Annotated in this window: 8 protein-coding genes and 1 tRNA gene; 8 read left to right on the top strand and 1 reads right to left on the bottom strand. The window is 59.2% G+C overall.

Features of this window, described 5'->3' with window-relative positions:
- Positions 1-35 precede the first annotated feature (35 nt).
- From gltB to ACQQZ8_RS09230, 4 genes are all read left to right on the top strand, one after another.
- Complete coding sequence (gene gltB, locus ACQQZ8_RS09245) at positions 36-4,643, top strand: glutamate synthase large subunit (RefSeq protein ID WP_431709546.1); 4,608 nt, start codon at positions 36-38, stop codon at positions 4,641-4,643.
- On the top strand, positions 4,636-6,093 hold the full coding sequence (locus tag ACQQZ8_RS09240) for a glutamate synthase subunit beta (protein ID WP_431709545.1): 1,458 nt from the start codon (positions 4,636-4,638) through the stop codon (positions 6,091-6,093). Before gltB ends, ACQQZ8_RS09240 begins: the two co-directional genes overlap by 8 nt.
- A gap of 81 nt (positions 6,094-6,174) precedes the next feature.
- On the top strand, positions 6,175-7,683 hold the full coding sequence (gene pyk / locus ACQQZ8_RS09235) for a pyruvate kinase (protein ID WP_431709544.1): 1,509 nt from the start codon (positions 6,175-6,177) through the stop codon (positions 7,681-7,683).
- Positions 7,684-7,808: 125 nt separating this feature from the next.
- Positions 7,809-8,312 (top strand): DUF1648 domain-containing protein, encoded by a 504-nt coding sequence (locus tag ACQQZ8_RS09230; RefSeq protein WP_431709543.1) that lies wholly within the window; start codon positions 7,809-7,811, stop codon positions 8,310-8,312.
- A 143-nt stretch (positions 8,313-8,455) separates the two neighbouring features.
- Here the strand turns inward: ACQQZ8_RS09230 and ACQQZ8_RS09225 are convergent, their stop codons facing one another.
- The gene (locus tag ACQQZ8_RS09225; RefSeq protein ID WP_431709542.1) at positions 8,456-9,073 is read right to left on the bottom strand and encodes an ANTAR domain-containing response regulator; all 618 of its coding nucleotides are present in this window, start codon (positions 9,071-9,073) and stop codon (positions 8,456-8,458) included.
- 182 nt (positions 9,074-9,255) lie between these two features.
- Between ACQQZ8_RS09225 and ACQQZ8_RS09220 the strand changes: the two genes are divergently transcribed.
- The 4 genes from ACQQZ8_RS09220 to ACQQZ8_RS09205 all read left to right on the top strand — a co-directional run bounded on the left by ACQQZ8_RS09220 (position 9,256) and on the right by ACQQZ8_RS09205 (position 14,255).
- Positions 9,256-9,340 (top strand) — tRNA-Leu (locus ACQQZ8_RS09220).
- A gap of 233 nt (positions 9,341-9,573) precedes the next feature.
- Complete coding sequence (locus ACQQZ8_RS09215; protein ID WP_431709541.1) at positions 9,574-10,122, top strand: dihydrofolate reductase family protein; 549 nt, start codon at positions 9,574-9,576, stop codon at positions 10,120-10,122.
- 136 nt (positions 10,123-10,258) lie between these two features.
- Entirely contained in the window at positions 10,259-12,880 is a 2,622-nt protein-coding gene (gene polA / locus ACQQZ8_RS09210) for a DNA polymerase I (protein ID WP_431712169.1), read from the top strand.
- 76 nt (positions 12,881-12,956) lie between these two features.
- On the top strand, positions 12,957-14,255 hold the full coding sequence (locus ACQQZ8_RS09205) for a GNAT family N-acetyltransferase (protein WP_431709540.1): 1,299 nt from the start codon (positions 12,957-12,959) through the stop codon (positions 14,253-14,255).
- Positions 14,256-14,260: the final 5 nt, after the last annotated feature.

Below are 14,260 nucleotides of genomic sequence, written 5' to 3'. Positions count from 1 at the left end.
GTGTTCCTCACGCACCATGCACGAAAGGCAATTTCATGAGTATGACCGGAGTTCAGCTGAACGCCTCGCCAGGGTATGGCGAGGAGAATTCCTCGCCCTACACCCGGTTCGCCGCGCTTCCCGGCGCCCAAGGTCTGTATGACCCTGGTGCCGAAAAGGATGCCTGCGGCTTGGCGATGATCGCCAGCCTCAATAATGAGGCCAGTCATGACATTGTCAACCACGCGTTGACCGCCCTGCGCCGCCTGGAACACCGCGGCGCCGTCGGGGCCGATGCCGGAAGCGGCGACGGTGCCGGCATCCTGATTCACTTACCCGACGACTTTCTGCGTCAGGTCACCGATTTCCCGCTTCCCGCCCGCGGCAACTATGCGGTAGGCATGGCCTTCCTACCTCAGGACGAGTCCACCCGCACCGAGGCGATGGCCGAACTGGCTGTCCTGGCAAGCGAAGAAAATCTGCAATTACTCGGCTGGCGCCAAGTACCAGTGAACCCCAGCGTTCTGGGATCCTCCGCCGCGGCCTGCATGCCACATATCGCCCAGCTCTTCCTCAGCGCCCCTGAACCACACCCCGGCAGCCGGGCCCTGGATGCCGCCTGCTGGCGTATCCGCCGCCGCGCCCAGAACAAACTCGGCGTCTACTTCGCCTCCTTTGATTCGCAAACCATTGTCTACAAAGGCATGGTGTCCACCGCCCAGCTGGAGCCGTTCTACCCGGATCTTTCCGACCCACGATTCGCCACCCGCTGCGCCATCGTCCACTCGCGTTTCTCTACCAACACCTTCCCGGCCTGGCCACTGGCCCAGCCCTTCCGCACCATCGCGCACAACGGGGAAATCAACACGGTCAAGGGCAACCGCAATTGGATGCGCGCGCGCCAATCCCAACTGGTCAGCGAGCTGCTGGGAGAAGTACCCGAGGAAATGTTTCCGATCTGCACCCCGGGTGCCTCGGACTCGGCCAGCTTCGACGAGGTAGCCGAGATGCTGCTGCTCTCCGGGCGAGATATCACCGAAACCATCATGATGATGATCCCGCAGCCTTGGGAAAACGATCAGAGCATGGACCCGAACCTGCGGGCCTTCTACGAGTACCACGCGATGCTCATCGAACCGTGGGATGGGCCGGCCGCGGTGTGCTTCACCGACGGACGGATGGCCGGAGCGGTGCTGGACCGCAACGGGTTGCGTCCGGCACGCTGGTGGGTGACCGACAAGAACCTGCTGGTATTGGCCAGTGAGGTGGGGGTCATCGACGTGCCCGAAGCACAGATCCTGTCCAAGGGACGCGTGGCCCCGGGCAAGATGTTCATCGTGGACCTGCAAGAAGGCCGCATCATCGAGGATGCCGAGGTGAAAGCGGGGATCGCCGCCGCTAAACCCTGGGCCGAATGGGTGAAGCAGAATAAGAAGACCCTGGACGAGTTCCCCGAGCTGGAGCATGTGCGTCACACTTCCGCCTCGGTGAAACTGCGGCAGCTGACCTTCGGGTACACCACCGAGGAACTGCGCCTGCTGCTCGGCCCGATGGCCAGCACCGGTGCCGAACCATTGGGAGCGATGGGTAGCGACACCCCGATTGCCGTGCTCAGCCAACGCCCTCGGCTGCTCTTTGACTACTTCACGCAGTCCTTTGCCCAGGTGACCAACCCGCCCTTGGATGCGATCCGTGAAGAGCTGGTGACTTCGATGGCCACCTCGATCGGCCCGGATGGCAACCTGTTGAGCTTGCAGAAAGTGCACGCCCCACAGATCGCCCTAGATTTCCCGGTGATCACTAACGATCAGCTAGCCAAGATCAGTAATTTGCGTGACCCGGAAGGGCAGAAAATCACCTTGAAGGTGCGTGGACTCTACCGCCCGGATGGTGGGGAGCAGGAACTTCGCACCCGGTTACAGGAAATCTGTGAGAAAGTCTCTGCGGCGGTAAACCGCGGGGTGCGTTATCTGGTGCTCTCGGATCGCGACTCTTCGGCCGCGTGGGCACCAATTCCCTCGCTGTTGCTGACCTCGGCGGTGCACCATCATCTGCTCAAGAGTTCGAACCGTACCCGGGTCTCACTAATCATCGAATCCGGGGATGCGCGCGAAGTACACCACATCGCACTACTCATCGGGTACGGTGCCAGCGCCATTAACCCCTACCTGGCTTTAGAAAGTGTGGAACAGCTGGCCGCCGAGGGGCGGCTGAAGGGCGTGGATGAGTCGCATGCCTCCAGCAACCTGATCAAAGCCCTGGGCAAGGGGGTGCAGAAGATCATGTCCAAAATGGGGATCTCCACGGTCAGCTCCTATTGCGGAGCGCAGACCTTCGAAGCCGTGGGACTCTCCCAGCGCGTGGTGGATCAATACTTCACCGGCACCGTGAGCAAACTCGGTGGGATTGAATTGGATGTGGTGGCTGCTGAAGCTGCCGCCCGGCATGAACGCGCTTACCCGAAACATTTTGGCGCCACTGAGCTGCAGGAATTAGAAACCGGAGGCGAGTATCAGTGGCGGCGGGAAGGACCCCCACACCTTTTCGACCCGCAGACCATCTTCCGTTTGCAGCATTCGACGCGAACCCGGCGTTATGACGTGTTCAAAAAGTACACGGACGGCGTCAATGATCAGCAGCGTGAACTGAAAACTCTGCGCGGGCTGCTGGACTTCGACACCAGCGGGGTCACCCCGATTGACATTGCTGAGGTTGAGCCGGTCAGTTCGATCGTCAAACGCTTCGCCACCGGCGCGATGAGCTACGGTTCGATCTCCGCCGAAGCACACGAAGTGCTGGCCATTGCCATGAACCAGTTGGGCGGCAAATCCAACACCGGGGAAGGTGGGGAAGATCCCGAACGGCTACTTGACCCGCGCCGCCGCAGTGCGGTCAAACAGATCGCCTCGGGACGCTTCGGGGTCACCAGCCTGTACTTGACGCATGCCGATGATATTCAGATCAAAATGGCGCAGGGTGCCAAGCCGGGGGAGGGCGGTCAGCTCATGGCCGCGAAACTGTACCCGTGGATCGCCAAGACCCGGCATTCCACCCCGGGTGTAGGGCTCATCTCCCCGCCACCGCACCACGATATCTACTCCATCGAGGACCTGGCGCAGCTGATCCACGACGCAAAATGCGCCAACCCGTCAGCGCGCGTGCATGTGAAACTGGTTTCGGAGGCCGGGATCGGCACCGTGGCGGCGGGTGTGGCCAAGGCCAAAGCGGATGTGGTGCTGGTTTCCGGTCACGATGGGGGCACCGGTGCCAGCCCACTGAATTCCTTGAAGCATGCCGGAACTCCGTGGGAGATTGGTTTGGCCGAGGCGCAGCAGACGCTGATCCTCAACGGTCTGCGGGAACGTGTCACCGTCCAGGTCGACGGTCAATTGAAGACCGGCCGTGATGTGCTGATTGGTGCGCTCTTGGGAGCCGAGGAATTTGGCTTTGCCACGGCACCGTTGGTGGTTTCCGGCTGCATTATGATGCGTGTCTGCCATCTGGATACCTGCCCGGTGGGTGTGGCCACGCAGAATCCGGAATTGCGTGAACGCTTCAACGGCAAGGCCGAATTCGTGGTGAACTTCTTTGAGTTCATTGCTGAGGAGGTGCGTGAATTACTCGCTTCCTTGGGTGCCCGGACACTGGATGAAGTCATTGGCCGGGTCGAGCTGCTCAATACCCGCCAGGCTGCCGCGCACTACAAGGCATCCGGGTTGAACCTAGGGGCAATCACTCATGTGCCAGCGGTTGACGCTAGGGCCCGCCGCCGTACCTCGGGGCAGGACCATGGTTTGGAGACGCATTTGGATTTGGCGTTGCTCGACCAGGCTCAGCCTGCGCTGAGCGATCGCCGTCCGGTGGACATTGTGTCCAAGATCAGCAACACCGACCGCTCGGTGGGTACCCTGCTCGGACATCATGTCACCCGAACTTTTGGGCTGGAGCCGTTGGCCGATGACAGCATCCGTGTGCATCTCAGTGGCCAGGCCGGTCAGTCTCTGGGAGCGTTCCTCCCCGCTGGAATTAGCTTAGAGCTGACCGGAGATGCGAATGATTACGTGGGTAAGGGACTCAGTGGCGGGCAAATTGCCATTCACCCTGACATGAGCACCACCGGTCAACCCGAAGCTCAGGTGATTGCTGGCAACGTGTTAGGTTACGGTGCCACCAGCGGCCGAATGTTCATTAACGGTCAGGTCGGTGAACGCTTCGCCGTGCGCAACTCGGGTGCCACACTGGTGGCCGAGGGGATCGGGGAGCACGGGTGCGAGTACATGACCGGCGGTCGAGTGCTGATCTTGGGACCCACCGGGCGAAACTTCGGTGCCGGCATGTCCGGCGGCGCTGCCTGGGTTTTGGATTTTGATCAACGCAACCTCAACCCTATGGCAGCCTCCGGAGGCGACCTGCTGCTGCGCGGTATCGATGAGGACGAAGCACAGCAGATTTTCCAACTGCTTTCCGAACATATCGCGCGCACCGCCTCACCGCTGGCCCAACGGCTGGTCCTGGACTGGGAAAGCACCCGGCAACGGTTCACCAGCATCATCCCGCGTGATTTCGCGGCCGTAGAAGAAATCCGTACCCTGGCCGCCGAATCGGGGCAGAACCCAGACTCGGCGACGGTATGGAGCAAAATTTTGGAGGTTACCGGTGGCTGATCCACGAGGTTTTCTGAAGGTTCGTGAACGGGTCACCCAGCCAAAGCGTCCGGTCCCGATTCGCTTAATGGACTACCAAGAGGTCGTCCAGCGACAAGAATCCGGCACCCTGCAAGCTCAGGCTTCACGCTGCATGGACTGTGGGGTGGCTTTCTGTCATCAGGGGTGCCCGCTGGGTAACCTGATTCCCGAGTTCAACGATCTGACCTATCGCGGACATTTGGATGAGGCCGCAGCTCGCCTGCTCTCCACCAATAATTTTCCCGAACTCACCGGCAAACTTTGCCCGGCCCCCTGCGAGGCCGCCTGCGTATTGGGGATCAACCAACCTGCGGTGACCATCAAACAAGTGGAAGCCGAACTGGCCGAACACCTCATGGACGGGGGAGACTTCACCCCGGTGCTGCCCGAACGGCACACCGAGTACCGGGTGGCGATTGTGGGTTCCGGGCCGGCCGGTTTGGCTGCAGCTCAACAGTTGACCCGGGTGGGTCATACGGTGGCGGTGTATGAACGTGATGAAGCCATCGGTGGTCTGCTGCGTTTCGGGATTCCGGACTTCAAATTGGATAAGGCGGTCCTTGACCGCCGGCTGGCGCAAATGCGTGCCGAAGGCACCATCTTCCGCAGCGGCATCGAGATCGGTAAGGATCTGGGGTGGGATCAGCTGCGCCGTGACTATGATGCGGTGATTGTGGCCACCGGAGCTACGGTGCCGCGCGAACTAGCCATCCCGGGTCGTGAACTGGAGGGGGTGCACCATGCGATGGAGTATCTGAAAGACTCCAACCGGGTCGTCGCCGGTACCCAAGCTCAGCCGGCAATCGATGCACATGGCAAGCATGTGGTGATTCTGGGTGGTGGAGACACCGGGGCGGACTGTTTAGGCACGGCGCTGCGCCAGCAGGCCGCGAGCGTCACCACGCTGGCCATCGGGAAACAGCCACCCACCGAACGGGCTGCGGAGCATCCTTGGCCGATGACACCATTACTTTTTGAGGTGCATTCAGCTCATGAAGAAGGTGGCGAACGGAAGTATTTGGCTTCCACGGTGAGCTTCAATGGTGAACAAGGGCAGGTGATCAGTGTTACAGTGGCAGAGACGGAATTCGTCGCTGGCAAGCGCCTCCCGAAGCCTGGCACCGAGCGGGTTATCAAAGCCGACTTGGTGTTATTGGCACTTGGGTTCACCGGTCCGGAAACTTCCGGGCTCATCGAACAGGCCAGTATCGATTTCGACAACCGGGGCAACGTCGCCCGTGATGGTTACTACCGGACGAACACCGACTCGATGTTCGTGGCCGGGGACGCCGGACGGGGGCAATCCTTGATCGTCTGGGCCATCGCCGAGGGACGTTCGGTTGCCGCGGCGGTGGACCGCGAACTCATCGGGAGCACCTCTCTTCCTGCACCGGTCGCACCAACCGATAGTGCCATCAGCATCATGTGATTGTCACAGGTGCGTCACATTTTCAGCCTTTGGGTGATGGTGACGCACCGTGAAGGATGAAAGGCATATTAGGCTGACGGTATGAGACGCGCAAAAATTGTTGCTACCTGGGGTCCATCGATTTCCAGCTACGAAGACACGGTGGCTGTTCTGCAAGCGGGTGTGGATGTTGCCCGTTTGAACATGAGCCACGGGGATCACCCAACACACGCGAAAAATCTTGAGAACATCCGCAACGCGGCACAGGAAATTTCCCGTGCGGTGGGCATCTTCGCCGACCTGCAGGGGCCCAAGATCCGCTTGGGTCGTTTCCGTGAAGATGCGAAGTACATTCTGGAACCCGGCGAGAAGTTCACCATCACCATCGATGACATCGAAGGTGAACGTAACCTGTGCTCCACCACCTTCAAGGGGCTACCGGGCGATGTTCAACCCGGCGACCTCTTGCTGGTCAACGACGGCAAGGTGCAATTACGTGCCGTGAGTGTTGATGAGAAGAATGTGCACACCGAAGTCGTGGTGGGCGGGGAAGTGTCGAACAACAAGGGCATAAACCTTCCTGGGGTGGCCGTAAACGTTCCGGCATTGAGCGACAAAGACGAGGAAGATCTGCGCTGGGCAATCCGAGCCGGCGTAGATATGGTGGCGCTGTCATTTGTGCGTGACGCCAAGGACATCACCCGAGTGCACGAGATCATGGACGAGGAAGGCCGCCGCCTTCCCGTGATCGCTAAGATCGAAAAGCCGCAAGCCGTAGTCGCCTTGGAAGAAATCATTGATGCGTTCGACGCGATAATGGTGGCCCGTGGTGATCTGGGTGTGGAATTACCGCTAGAGGAAGTTCCGATGGTCCAAAAGCGGGCTATCGAGTTGGCTCGCCGCTGGGCGAAGCCGGTCATCGTGGCCACCCAGGTGTTGGAATCGATGATTGAGTCACCGACCCCGACCCGGGCCGAGGCTTCGGACTGCGCCAACGCGGTGATCGACGGTGCCGACGCAGTCATGCTCTCGGGGGAGACCTCCGTGGGGCAGTACCCGGTGCAGACCGTGGCCACCATGGCGCGGATTATCGCTTCGACTGAGGAACATGGTCTGGACCGAATCCCACGTTTGGGTTCCAAACCCAAGACTCGTGGTGGGGCGATCACCCGTGCCGCCGTGGACATCGCGGACCAACTGGACGCTAAGTACATTGTGGCGTTCACCCAGTCCGGTGATTCGGCTCGCCGTTTGTCGCGGCTGCGTCCACATAAACCGGTGCTGGCGTTCACCCCCTTGCCGCAGACCTATAACATTCTCACTCTGATGTGGGGTGTGCAGGCACGTCTGGTGGAGTATGCCGATCACACCGACAAAATGACCGCACAGGTGGATCAACGGCTGCTCTCCGAGGGGTTGGCCGAAGTCAACGATCTGGTGTGCATTGCCGCAGGTTCCCCCCCGGGGCAGGCCGGTTCGACCAACTCCTTGCGGATCCACAAGGTGGGCGATTTAGCTGATGCCGGTCAGCTAATCGAAGGCAAGCCGATGCCGGACCGTGAAAAGGTTGGTCCGTGGGCTGAGGAGAAGGTGCGTAGCTCCTCGATCTAATGCAATATGCACCGCGTGTGGCCTCATCTCTTTCTTCAAGGGATGGGGCCACACGCGGTTTGTTAGTTCGGGTCAGCTGAGGTACCGAGGCTTATCCCACGACCATAAATGTTAGATTGACTTCTGTGAACCACTTACCGCACCGGCAAGAAAACTTCGTTCGTCAGGGATCGGCCGGGTTTTCGAGCATCGCTTGGGTGCCGGTGGCTCGGCGCTGGGCCTGGGTGCTGATCTGGGGGTTCACCGCGGCAATGCTCCTGCGCTTCCCGTTCTTACCGCCCACCGTGGTCACCCATTACAATTTTTTGGGCCAGCCCGATGGCTATGGTCCACGGTGGACGGTGCTTGTCTTGGGTGCGGTCCTGTTGCCGCTGTTTTATCTCATTTCATTTCTTTCCAAGCGAACCGACCTGCATAACCATGCGCGTTTCGTTCCGGCGGAGCGCGCCGAAAAGTTTCACCAGAATGCCGAGCGGACTTGCGTACGCCTGCTGCTGTTCTTAGTCGTCAGCTATGCACTGCTGGTGCTGGGATACTTCGGCATTCCGTTGACCGGACTATTGTTGCCCACGGTAACTGTCATGACGATCTGGGCACTGATTGACGGGCTAAAGGGCTATGGCTCCTGAGCTTGAGCATTCCGGCAGCACTGTTGAGAGGTAGCACAAAGTAAGGAAGCTACCAGACCACCTCGCGGGTAAGCGAGCAGTGGGCTGGTAGCTTCCTTCGGACCAGCACCGTCGGCGCTGGCGAAAAAATTGGCTTTAAAGACCTACTTGACTTGGTCAACCACGGTTTCGGCCACTTGCCGCATGCTCAAGCGGCGATCCATCGAGGTCTTCTGAATCCAGCGGAAAGCTTCTGGCTCCGTCAAGCCCATTTTGGTGATCAACAGGCTCTTGGCTCGATCCACGAGCTTGCGAGTTTCGAACTGTTCGGTGAGGTTACTCACTTCCTCTTCCAAGGCGCGCAGCTCATCATGGCGAGAAATCGCGATTTCAATGGCCGGGGTCAGGTCGGCCTCGGTGAAGGGCTTGACCACATAAGCCATCGCGCCGGCTTCGCGGGCACGGTCAACCAGTTCCTTTTGGCTGAAGGCAGTGAGTAGAACCACCGGGCAGATGCGCTCCTTGACGATGGTTTCAGCGGCACTAATTCCGTCCAGCACCGGCATCTTCACATCCATCAGCACCAGATCTGGCCGCAATTCGCGGGCTTTTTCGATGGCGCTTTCACCATTATCCACCTCGGCGACCACTTCGTAGCCCTCGGCGCGAAGGATTTCGACGATATCCAAGCGAATCAGGGTTTCATCCTCGGCCACCAGCACCCGGCGGGCCTGGCTTGGAGTTTCCGCAGGAATCTTAGTGATGTCGGGCAGCTCGCTCAATGAATTTCCTCTTCTACAGGCAGCGTTAATCAAGGTGCGCTCTACATCACATAGCAGGATGCAAAGCGCGAATTTTCGGGCTTCTGCACCAATCCTACTTGGCTGTAGGCCCCCGAGGTGAGCGATCCGAAATCCTCGATTAGGAATTTTAAAAAACCTCCAGTAATATTTATGAAGTGCCAGCCCAAGTGGCGGAATCGGTAGACGCGCCGCACTCAAAATGCGGTATCGAGAGATGTGTGGGTTCGAGTCCCACCTTGGGCACCAAAGCGAAATTCCCCGGAGAATCACAAAGTGATTCGCCGGGGAATTTTCTTTTTCCGCCAGACGCGATTCTGGGATCCCGGGGAGTCTGATGGGTTGGCGGGTTGGTCACACGTTGTGACCAGCAAAGCGGTGTGTCCGCTGTGGGCCCGTCAATGTCAAAACCCGCTAGTCATCTAGAAACCCTGAATGGCAACATCTACCTTTGCGATCAAATCCAGCCATATAGTAGAGCCATGACGAGCTTCAAATACTATGTGGGTGCCTCCATTGACGGTTTTATCGCGGACTCTCACGGAGATGTGCAATGGCTCGACGCCTTTGAGAGCAACCCCGGGTTCCGGCAAAGTTTTGAAGAATTCTTTAACAGCGTGGGAGCCCTGGTATTCGGTGGGGAAACCTACCTATGGCTTGTCAAAAAACTGACCAAGGAGGGCAAAGCCTGGCCCTACGGGTCGAAACCCGTGTGGGTTTTCACGCATCACGAACTACCGTCAATCGAAGGAGCGGATCTGACCTTCGTACGCGGTGATGTAGAACTTTGGTCCCGCGATATCGCCCAAAGCGCTAAAGAGCTCGATGTCTGGATCGTTGGCGGAGCCCAGCTCGCGGGGAAATTCCTCGAAGCCAAGGTCCTTGACGAGTTGCAGCTCTTGACCGTTCCAGTCGCGATCGGTAACGGAATCAGCATCTTCGTCACCAGCAACGCCAGCCGTTTTGAGTTACTTGAGCGGATGGACCGGGGTAACGGGGTTGTTCAGGACCGCTACCGGCTGCTCAAGTAGTTTGTTGTTGGTGTAAAGATCACCCAGTGTGAGAAGTGAAATTGTTGCCCGTGGCCACTAGGCTGGCAGGGTGAGTGAAACAACCAATTTGACGTCCGAGACGGACCGCCGACTACTGATTATCGACGGGCATTCGATGGCTTTCCGCGCCTTCTATGCGCTGCCCGCGGAAAACTTTGCTACCAGCACCGGGCAACATACCAATGCTGTCCACGGATTCGTGTCGATGCTACTGACCATGATCCGGCAACAAAAGCCCACTCACGTGGCAGTCGCATTCGATCTGGACACCCCGACCTTCCGATCGCTGGAGTACGGCGAATACAAGGGCGGACGTAATAAGACTCCGGAAGAGTTCTACGGACAAATCGACTTGATCCAAGAGGTCATGAAGGCGATGAACATTCCGTCGATAACCCTGGACGGATTCGAAGCCGATGACATTCTGGCCACGTTGGCTCACCAGGGTGAAGAAGCTGGCTTTAGCGTATTGGTGGTTTCCGGTGACCGGGATGCCTTCCAGCTGATCAACGATAAGACGCTGGTGCTCTACCCGAAGAAGGGGATTAGCGACATCCCGCCGATGGACGCCGACGCGGTCGAAGCCAAATACTTCGTGCGCCCCGAACGCTATTCCGATCTGGCCGCACTGGTCGGTGAAACAGCCGATAACCTGCCCGGTGTCCCCGGCGTGGGCCCGAAAACAGCCGCGAAATGGTTGGGGCTCTACGGAAACCTCGACGGCATCTTGGAGAACATCGATTCCATCAAGGGCAAGGTGGGTGAAAAGCTGCGCGAACACGTGGAAGACGTGAAGCGTAATCGTCGACTGAACGCGCTACGCACCGATTTGGAATTGCCGGTGACGCTCGAAGAGTCGGTGCTACAAACCCCGAACCGTGAAGCGATCGAGAACCTCTTCGACGCGTTGGAATTCAACACCCTGCGCAAACGCATGTTTGACCTCTTTGCTGCCGAGGAGGAAGAAGATGAGCGGGAGATTGTTGAGTTCACCCTCACCGAGCTTTCCACCCCCGAGGCGCTAACCGAGTTCCTGCAGGCCGCCGACGGGCAGAAGATTGCAATTCACCCGGCGGTCTCCGGCGGAGAGATCGCAGCCCTGGCGTTCACTCACGGCACCGATTCGGCCTGGGCGGCTCTCGGTGAGTTAGATGCGGCCACCGATCAGGCGCTGGGTGCCTACTTGGCTGATGCGCAAGCACCGAAGGTTCTGCACGATGCCAAAGCCACCATGCATCTACTCTCCGAGCGCGGTCTGCGCCTGGACGGGGTGGTGGATGACACGCTGATTGGCGCCTACCTGATCCAACCCGATCGGCGCAGCCACGATCTAGCAGATATTGCCCAGTACCATCTGAAGCTAACCGTGCCGGTAGTGAAGCCGGATAAGAAGGGTCAGCTGGACTTGGGGCTAGGGGTCGATGCGGAATTGAAGCAGGCCACTTTGGCCCAGTCCCAGGCGATCAACGAGCTCTCCGGATTCCTCGCCGCGCGGCTGGACGAAAAGCACGCTGCCGAACTCCTGCGGGATATGGAACTGCCGCTGGTGAAGGTGCTCTTTGAGATGGAGCAGGCCGGTATCGCGGTGGATCGGGCCAAACTAGATGAACTCTACGACCACTTCACCACGCAGGTGGAACAGGCCACCGAAGAAGCCTACGCGGCCATCGGACATGAGGTGAACCTCTCCAGCCCGAAGCAGCTGCAGGTCGTACTCTTTGAGGAACTGGAACTACCCAAGACCAAGAAGATTAAAACCGGATACACCACGGATGCCGAATCCCTCGCCGACCTGCTGGTGAAGACCGGACACCCGTTTCTGGTGGCATTGATGGCTTACCGTGATGCGATCAAGCTACGGCAAACCGTGGAAGGGCTACGCAAAGCCATCGCCGATGACGGACGGATCCACACCACCTACGCGCAGACCGTGGCCGCAACCGGACGCCTGTCCAGCCTGAACCCGAACCTGCAGAACATTCCGATCCGTTCCGAAGAAGGCCGACGGATCCGCGATGTCTTCGTGGTGGGCAACAATTACGAGCAGCTGCTGACCGTGGACTACTCACAGATCGAAATGCGGATCATGGCGCACCTATCCGAGGATGAGGGGCTGATCGAGGCCTACCAGCAGGGCGAAGACCTGCACCGTTTCGTCGGCTCGCGCGTATTCAACGTGACCCCACCGGAAGTCACCCCGGAAATGCGTTCCAAGGTCAAAGCGATGAGCTACGGTCTGGCGTATGGGTTGAGTTCCTTCGGGCTGTCCAAACAGCTGAAGATCTCGGTGGACGAAGCCCGCACGCTGATGAAGGACTACTTCGATCGCTTCGGTGCGGTGCGCACCTACCTGCGTTCGGTGGTGGATCAGGCGCGTAAGGACGGGTACACCGAAACCATTTTCGGACGTCGCCGGTACCTACCCGAGCTGAACAGTTCCGACCGCCGGCTGCGTGAAATCGCAGAACGTGCCGCCCTGAACGCACCCATTCAGGGGTCGGCCGCGGACCTGATCAAGGTCGCGATGTTGCGGATCGATGAGGAACTGCGCGCCGGCGGCTTTCAGTCACGGATGCTCTTGCAGGTCCATGACGAACTCGTGCTAGAAATCGCCGCAGGTGAATTAGACGCCGTGCAGGCGTTGGTGACCCGGGAGATGGGTCAGGCCGCCGAGCTCAAGGTGCCATTGGATGTGCAACCGGGCACCGGCAAGTCCTGGCACGAAGCCGGACACTAAACACACCCTCAGCTGGCCGCGCCGAGAATCCAGGCGTGGCCAGCTCACCCCGTTAATCCCACAGGAGACCGAAGAGATGAGTGTTACCCACGACGAGCTCCGACTCGAAGTTTTTACACCCGAGCTGGTAGCTGGCAAACCCAGCGACAAATCCGCGGCCTTCTCCCGGGCGGTCTCCCGTGGTTTTTACGAACCCGAAGCCAGCGATGAAGACCAGCAAACCCTCACCGAGCTGGATATTGCCGATTTGGCGGTGTTCTATGCGATGTATGACGACGGCCAAGCACTGCCCAGCATCCACGACCAAGCCCCGGTCGGCACCTACCTGTCATTCCCGGGAACCATGAATGTGGGTGGCCAATCCTTGGTTCCGGTTGACCAAATCAGTGGGGTGACGGTGGCTCCAACCCACCGACGTCGCGGAATCCTGCGTAGCATGATCACCGCGGATTTACAGCGGGCCCGTGAGGCCGGCATGCCGTTGGCGGTTCTCACCGCCTCCGAAGCCACCATCTACGGCCGTTTCGGTTTCGGCTTGGCCGCCGAGCGGGCACGTTTTGAACTCGACGTGTCTAACGGTGCCACCATGCGTGGCCAGCGTACCGGACAGATTATTTCTCTGGCTCCAGCACAGCTTGAAGCGCAGGTGCGCGACCTTCTGCAGCAGCAACATCTAGCCACCTATGGTTCGGTGAGCAACACGAGCATGGACTATGGTTTCGCCACCGGTCGTTGGCAGTCTTATCAAAAACTGACACCGCATAAGGAACTGCGCGCCGCGCTCCATGTGGATGCGCAGGGCACTGTCGATGGGTTCGTGACTTATAGTTTCGCTGGCTGGGAGCATGATCCGGCGCAACTGAATATTGCGATGCTTTGCGCGCACACGCCGCAGGCCCGCTGGGAGTTGATCGAATTCCTCGGCTCCCATGACCTGATTAAAAAGCTCTCCGGCCGCGGCCCGCTGGATGATGTGCTGCGCAGCGCACTGATTGATCCGCGCAGCTACAAGATTAAGGCGGCCGGGGATCACTTGTGGCTCCGCATTCTGGACTTGCCGGCAGCCATCGCGGCCCGCGGTTACCAGCAAGATGGTGACATCCGGGTGAAGGTCGTGGACTCGCTCGGCTTTGCCGCGGGAACCTGGCAGATTCAGGTGCGTGAGGGAATAGGCAGCGCGCACTTGCTGGAGAGTACCGCCGACTATGACACCCTCATGGATGTGCGGGATCTGGCCACCTTGTACCTAGGCACACGCAACGCCAGCCATTTGGCTGGTGCCGGAGTCTTGGAGCAGACCACGCAGGAGGCCATCCGGAAGCTGGATCGGCTCTTCAACGTGAGCCAGGCTCCTTACTGTTATACGGACTTCTAGAAGCG

It is taken from the genome of Glutamicibacter uratoxydans, from assembly GCF_050753455.1.
In the GTDB taxonomy this organism is placed as follows: domain Bacteria; phylum Actinomycetota; class Actinomycetes; order Actinomycetales; family Micrococcaceae; genus Glutamicibacter; species Glutamicibacter uratoxydans_A.
Note: the sequence above shows the minus strand (reverse complement) of the source record. Positions and strands in the feature narration are given on the sequence as shown.

Excerpts from the sequence above, each read along its gene's own strand:
- gltB (WP_431709546.1), top strand. The coding sequence starts at position 36 with ATGAGTATGACCGGAGTTCAGCTGAACGCCTCGCCAGGGTATGGCGAG.
- pyk (WP_431709544.1), top strand. The coding sequence starts at position 6,175 with ATGAGACGCGCAAAAATTGTTGCTACCTGGGGTCCATCGATTTCCAGC.
- ACQQZ8_RS09215 (WP_431709541.1), top strand. The coding sequence starts at position 9,574 with ATGACGAGCTTCAAATACTATGTGGGTGCCTCCATTGACGGTTTTATC.
- polA (WP_431712169.1), top strand. The coding sequence starts at position 10,259 with ATGGCTTTCCGCGCCTTCTATGCGCTGCCCGCGGAAAACTTTGCTACC.
- ACQQZ8_RS09205 (WP_431709540.1), top strand. The coding sequence starts at position 12,957 with ATGAGTGTTACCCACGACGAGCTCCGACTCGAAGTTTTTACACCCGAG.